This is a genomic window from Kytococcus sp. HMSC28H12, assembly GCF_001816045.1.
GTDB classification, from domain to species: domain Bacteria; phylum Actinomycetota; class Actinomycetes; order Actinomycetales; family Dermatophilaceae; genus Kytococcus; species Kytococcus schroeteri.
The window spans coordinates 1-5962 of record NZ_KV824415.1; the positions used below are offsets into that span (position 1 = coordinate 1).

4 protein-coding genes and 1 pseudogene are annotated in these 5962 nt (G+C 74.7%); all 5 read left to right on the forward strand.

Features of this window, described 5'->3' with window-relative positions; all coding sequences use genetic code 11:
- The first annotated feature begins 83 nt into the window (after positions 1-83).
- The gene (locus HMPREF3099_RS05430; protein WP_070705003.1) at positions 84-1484 is read left to right on the forward strand and encodes a mycothione reductase; all 1401 of its coding nucleotides are present in this window, start codon (positions 84-86) and stop codon (positions 1482-1484) included.
- 67 nt (positions 1485-1551) lie between these two features.
- Positions 1552-2265: an MtrAB system response regulator MtrA gene (gene mtrA / locus HMPREF3099_RS05435; protein WP_070705006.1), complete on the forward strand. Its 714-nt coding sequence runs from the start codon at positions 1552-1554 to the stop codon at positions 2263-2265.
- Positions 2266-2272: 7 nt separating this feature from the next.
- Positions 2273-3892 carry an MtrAB system histidine kinase MtrB gene (gene mtrB / locus HMPREF3099_RS05440; RefSeq protein ID WP_083323528.1) on the forward strand — a complete coding sequence of 540 codons (1620 nt, stop codon included), beginning with the start codon at positions 2273-2275 and terminating at the stop codon, positions 3890-3892.
- A complete protein-coding gene (locus HMPREF3099_RS05445) occupies positions 3889-5643 on the forward strand; it encodes an LpqB family beta-propeller domain-containing protein (RefSeq protein WP_070705009.1) in 1755 nt (584 codons plus the stop codon). Before mtrB ends, HMPREF3099_RS05445 begins: the two co-directional genes overlap by 4 nt.
- A gap of 69 nt (positions 5644-5712) precedes the next feature.
- Positions 5713-5962: pseudogene (locus HMPREF3099_RS05450) on the forward strand (ComF family protein); the annotation flags it as partial.

Genomic DNA, 5962 nt, shown 5'->3' on the forward strand with positions numbered 1-5962 from the left:
CTGCGCGAGCGCGGCTGAGCCGGTCCGCCGGTCGGCCCGGCCGGCAGCGGGCCGCGGCGCGCCACCGCCCTAGGCTGTGGCCCATGGAGCAGAAGCACTTCGACGTCGTCGTCATCGGGTCCGGCTCGGGCAACTCCCTGCCCACCCAGGAGTACGGGGGCCTGCGCGTCGCCTTCGTGGAGGGCGGCGTCTTCGGCGGTACCTGCCTCAACCACGGCTGCATCCCCACCAAGATGTTCGTGTGGACCGCCGGGGTGGCCGACACGGTGCGTGACGCGGGGCGCCTGGGGGTGGACGCCGAGCTGCGGGGCGTGCGCTGGCGCGAGGTGCGCGACCGGATCTTCGACCGCATCGACCCCATCAGCGCCGGGGGAGCGGACTACCGTCGGACCGGGCCCGGCACCGAGCTGTTCGAGGGGTGGGCACGCTTCACCGGCGCGCGCGAGGTGGAGGTGGCCCTGCACGACGGCGGCACGGTGCGCCTCACCGGCGACCAGGTGGTCATCGCGACGGGCTCCTCGGCCCGGGTGCCCGAGGCACTGCAGCCGATGCTGGGCGGGCTGGTGCACACCAACGAGACGATCATGCGCTTGGAGGAGCTGCCCGAGCACCTCACCGTGGTGGGTGGTGGTGTGGTGGCCGTGGAGTTCGCCCACGTCTTCTCCTCCCTCGGCTGCCGGGTCACCCTCCTGCTGCGCGGCGACCGCCTGCTCGGCGCGCTTCCGGACGACCTGCGCGAGCGCTTCGCCCCCCTGGCCGAGGAGGCCTGGGACGTGCGCTACGGCACCCAGGTGACGGCCGCCGAGACCGACGGTCACGAGGCGGTGCTCACCCTCTCCGACGGCAGCACCCTGCGCACCGGGGCGGTCCTCGCCGCCGCGGGCCGGCAGCCCTCCACCCCCGCGCTGGAGCTCGGCGCTGCCGGGGTGGAGGTGGACGAGCGGGGCTTCGTCACCACCGACGAGCACGGTCGCACCACGGCCGAGGGTGTGTGGGCCCTGGGCGACGTCCGTGAGCCGCTCATGCTCAAGCACGTGGCCAACGCCCAGGCCCGGGTGGTCTCGCACAATCTCGTGCACCCGCAGGACCTGCGCTCCTTCCCGACCGTGCCGGTGCCGGCCGGCGTCTTCACCCATCCGGAGATCGGCGTCATCGGGCTGTCGGCCGAGCAGGCCCGCGAGGCCGGCCACCAGGTGGTCGTGAAGGTCCAGGAGTACGCCGACGTGGCCTACGGGTGGGCCATGGAGGACACCACCGGCGCCTGCCAGGTGGTGGCCGACGCGACCACCGGTGCGGTGCTGGGCGGGTGGGTCATGGGGCACCAGGCCGCCACGCTCGTGAACCTCCTGGGCGAGGCGCTGCTCTCCGGTGAGCACGCGCACGCCTGGGCCCGCGGCCGCTACTGGCCGCACCCGGCCCTCTCCGAGGTGGTGGAGAACGCCCTGCTCGGCCTGGACCTCCCGGCCCCGCCCGCGCACGCCTGACCCGGCGGCGACCACCTCCCACGCCGGGGCGCAGGGGGCGCCGTTGCCGAATCGTTACCATGCACCCATGGCAGCCCCCTCGTCCTCGTCCCCGGCCGGCCTGGGCCACGTCCTCGTCGTCGACGACGACGCCGCCCTGGCCGAGATGCTCGGCATCGTGCTGAGCAAGGACGGGTGGCGCGTGAGCACCTGCGGTGACGGGGCCCGGGCGCTGGCGACCTTCCGCGAGACCCAGCCCGACCTGGTGCTCCTGGACGTCATGCTCCCCGGCAAGGACGGCATGCAGGTGTGCCGCGAGATCCGGGCCGAGTCCGGCGTGCCGATCATCATGCTCACCGCCCGCACCGACACCCACGACGTGGTGACCGGCCTGGAGGCGGGCGCCGACGACTACGTGCAGAAGCCCTTCCGACCGCAGGAGCTGCTGGCCCGCACCCGGGCCCGCATGCGCCGCTCCGCCCCGCCGCCGCAGCAGCGCCTCGTGGTGGGGGACCTCACCATCGACGTCGACAGCCACATGGTGCACCGCGACGGCGAGGCCATCTCCCTGACGCCGCTGGAGTTCGACCTCCTCGTGGCCCTGGCCCGCAAGCCGATGCAGGTGTTCAGCCGCGAGACCCTGCTGGAGCAGGTCTGGGGCTACCAGCACGCCGGCGACACCCGCCTGGTGAACGTGCACGTGCAGCGCCTGCGTGCCAAGATCGAGCGCGACCCGGAGCGTCCCAGCATCGTGCAGACGGTGCGCGGCGTGGGCTACCGCGCCGGCGCCCCCACGATCTGACGCGCCGGTGGCCTACCGCCCTTTCAGCGCCACGATCTCCCTCGTGCGCGCGGTGCGCCGCGCCTGGCGCACCTCGCTGCGCTTCCGCACCATCGTGGTCAGCCTGCTGCTCACCGCGATCCTGTCGGTGGTGCTCGGCGTCTCCCTCTACCAGGCCATCGGCGAGCGCCTCGTGCGCAACCGGGCCGAGGTGGCCATGGGCGAGTCCGTGACGGCCGTCGGGCAGGCCCAGCGGGAGTTCGACTCCCTCGACCGGGTGGACAACGCCACCCTGTACACCACGGCCACGGACGTGGTGCGCCAGTCCTCCAGCCAGGGCGACGACCGGTCGCGGCGGGTGGCCATCGTGCGCTCGCCGGGCAACGAGGAGGGGCTCAGCCCGGTGGAGCGCCCCGAGGCGGACGTCTCCCAGGTGCCCCCGGCGCTGCGGCAGCGGCTGGCCGAGGACCCCGAGCACGTCCACTCGATGATCGCCCGCACCAGCTCCGGCGGGCGGGAGGCCCCGACGGTGGTGGTGGCCGCACGCCTCCAGGTGCCCGGCAGCGGCCCGCACGACATGCTGCTGTTCTTCTCGCTGGCGAACGAGCAGCGCACGCTGGGGATCGTGGGCTCCTCGTTCGCCCTGGGCGGGCTGGGCCTCATCGGCATCGCGGGGCTCATCACCTTCGTGGTGACGCACCTGGCCCTGGACCCCCTCTCGCGCGTGACGCGGACCGCCGAGCAGATCGCCACCGGCGATCTCGACCGACGCACCGGCATGCGGGGGCACGACGAGCTGGGCCGGTTGGGCCGGTCGGTGGACACCATGGCCGACGTGGTGCAGCGCCAGATCGTGGAGCTCAAGGACCTCTCCCACCTGCAGCAGCGCTTCGTCAGCGACGTCAGCCACGAGCTGCGCACACCGCTGACCACCATCCGCATGGCCAGCGAGGTGCTGCACCTGGGGCGCGACGACTTCGACGCGATGAGCTCCCGGTCGGTGGAGCTGCTGCACGGCGAGGTGGAGCGCCTCGACCAGCTGCTCACCGACCTGCTGGAGATCTCGCGCCAGGACGCCGGGCAGGTGCAGCTGCAGCACCGCGAGGTGGACCTCGAACAGCTCGCCCGGCGGGTGGTGGAGGCGCACTCCCAGCTCGCCGCCGGCGCCGGGGTGGAGCTGCGGGTGGAACGGCCCGGCACGGTGGCCGCGGTGCGCGCCGAGGTGGACGAGCGCCGCATCGAGCGGGTGGTACGCAATCTGGTGGTCAACGCCATCGACCACGCCGAACAGCGCCCCGTGGTGGTCACCGTGGACGGCAACTACTCGGCGGTCGCGGTGGCCGTGAGCGACACCGGCGTGGGTCTGGACGACGACCAGATGGAGCACGTCTTCGACCGCTTCTGGCGCGCCGACCCCGCCCGCAACCGCACCGCCGGCGGCACCGGGCTGGGCCTGAGCATCTGCGCCGGGGACGCGCTGGAGCACCGCGGGTGGCTGCAGGTGTCCTCCCGGCCCGGCCAGGGCGCCACCTTCCGTCTCACCGTGCCCCGCCACGCCGGCGGCTCCGTGGCCGGATCGCCCATCCCGATGCCCGACCCCCACCCCGCCGATGCCGAGTGCCGCCGCGCCATGGAGGACCTGCCGTGACCCCCCGACCCTGCCGTCCCGCCCGCTGGTGGGCGGCCGCGCTGCTGAGCACCACCCTGGCCGGGTGCTCGGCGATCCCGGAGCAGTCCCCGGTGGAACAGGGGCCGGCGCTGGACCAGGCACCCCGGCAGGAGGTGTCCGTGGAGGTCGAGCCCCCGCCGCAGGACGCCACGCCGGAGCAGGTGGTCACCGGTTTCCTGCGCACCGGCATCGACGACACCGGCGACCACCGCGTGGGCCGCGAGTACCTCACGGACGCCGCGAGCGCCTCGTGGGAACCGGGCGCGCGCGTGCTCGTCCAGGACCAGCGGGCGGGGCAGGGTGTCACCGCGCTGGCCGGCGACACGGTGCGGGTCAACCTCGCCGTGCTCGGGGAGGTGGACGCCTCGGGGCGCCTCACCGAGGCGGCGCCGGGGGAGCGGGCCGACCTCACCTTCGGGCTCGAGCAGGTGGACGGCCAGTGGCGCATCGACTCGCTGCCCTCGGACACCGGCATCGTGCTCTCGCAGGCCGACTTCCAGCGCCTCTACCAACCGGTGGACGTGCACTGGGGCTCGCCGGTCTCCGAGGAGCTCGTGCCGCAGCGGCGGTGGTTGCGCAGCGGGGAGGGCATGACCAGCGCCCTGGGCCGGCTGCAGACCGAGCCGGTGCCCCGCGTGCTGGAGGGGGCCGTCTCCACGGGGGTCCCCGCCGGCACCCGGCTGGAGACGGCCGCGGTCCCGGTCTCGGACGGCACGGCGGTGCTGCGCCTCTCGGACACGATGGTCGGCGCCGACCCCGCCCAGCGCAATCTCGCCTGGGCGCAGTACGCGGCCACGATGCGGCAGCTGCCCGGGGTGGACGCGGTCTCCCTGTTCGTCGGCGGGAACCTCGTGGACGCCGAGAGCGACGCGGTGGGTGAGCGCCTGTCCTACCCGCAGGGGGCCGGCTACTCGGTGGTGTCCGTGGTGGTGCCGCTGGTGCTGCTGCACCAGCGGCAGGCCCTCCAGGCCGCCGACCCGGGGTCGGCCGAGCTGGAGCCGCTGGCCCAGCCCCAGGAGTTGCGCGTGCCGAGCGTCCCGTCCCGCTGGGACCGGATGGCGGTCTCGGCGGACTTCCGGACGGTGGCCGCGGTGGACGGCCGGGTGCTGGGGGTCTGGCGCGAGGGCGCGCTCACCACGTACACCGCGCGCGGGGAGCTGTCCGTGCCGAGCATGGACCCGCTGGGCTTCCTGTGGACCACACAGGGGCAGGAGGAGGACACCGAGGTGCTCGTGCTCGACACGAGCCGTCGGGGCGGCCGTCCGGAGAGCCTCTCGGTGCCATGGCTGGGGGACGAGCAGGTGGTGCAGGTGCGCATGTCACCCGACGGGGCCCGCGCCCTGGTGGTGCTGCGCGGTGGTGGCCGGGACCGCGTGGCCGTGGTCGGGGTGGTGCGCGGGCCCGGGGGTGAGCCGACCTCGCTCACCGAGCCGCGCCCCATCGCCCCGCAGGTGGGTGGGGTGCAGGACCTGGCCTGGATCGACGAGCACTCCGTGGCGCTGCTGGGCACGCCGGGCCCCGACGGCGAGCAGAAGGTGTGGCGCTCCGAGCTGGGCGGCTGGACCGAGCTGCAGGGCTCGGTGGACAACGCGGTGGCTGTGGCCGCCTACCCCGACGAGCGGGAGGACGGCCTGCTCGTGACCACCGAGGGGGGCCGCGTGCTCACCAAGGCGGGGGCCACCTGGTTCGTGGCCAACGTGGCCAGCGAGGTGGTGGTGCCGGGCCGCTGAGCGGGTGCCCGTCCACAGGAGTGGGCGCGGGGCCAGCAGCGGACGGTTCCTCTGCGGTCCGATGGGGTGGTGCACCCCGCGTGGCAGGAGCTCGGCGACCTCGTGGTGCCCCGGGCCTGCGGCGGCTGCGGGGCACCCGGCCACCGGTGGTGCCCGGGCTGCACCGACGAGCTCGCGGCGGCCGTGCACCCGGGGTGCGTGGTCGGTCACCTCGGTGGGGTGCCGGTGTGGGCCGGGGGCGACTACCGGGGCGCGCTGCGGGCGCTCGTCCGGGGGTACAAGGACGGCGGGCGCCGCGACCTGCGCCCGGTGCTGGCCC

Bases quoted from the DNA above. Each gene is read 5' to 3' on its own strand.
- HMPREF3099_RS05430 (WP_070705003.1), top strand. From the start codon at position 84: ATGGAGCAGAAGCACTTCGACGTCGTCGTCATCGGGTCCGGCTCGGGC.
- mtrA (WP_070705006.1), top strand. From the start codon at position 1,552: ATGGCAGCCCCCTCGTCCTCGTCCCCGGCCGGCCTGGGCCACGTCCTC.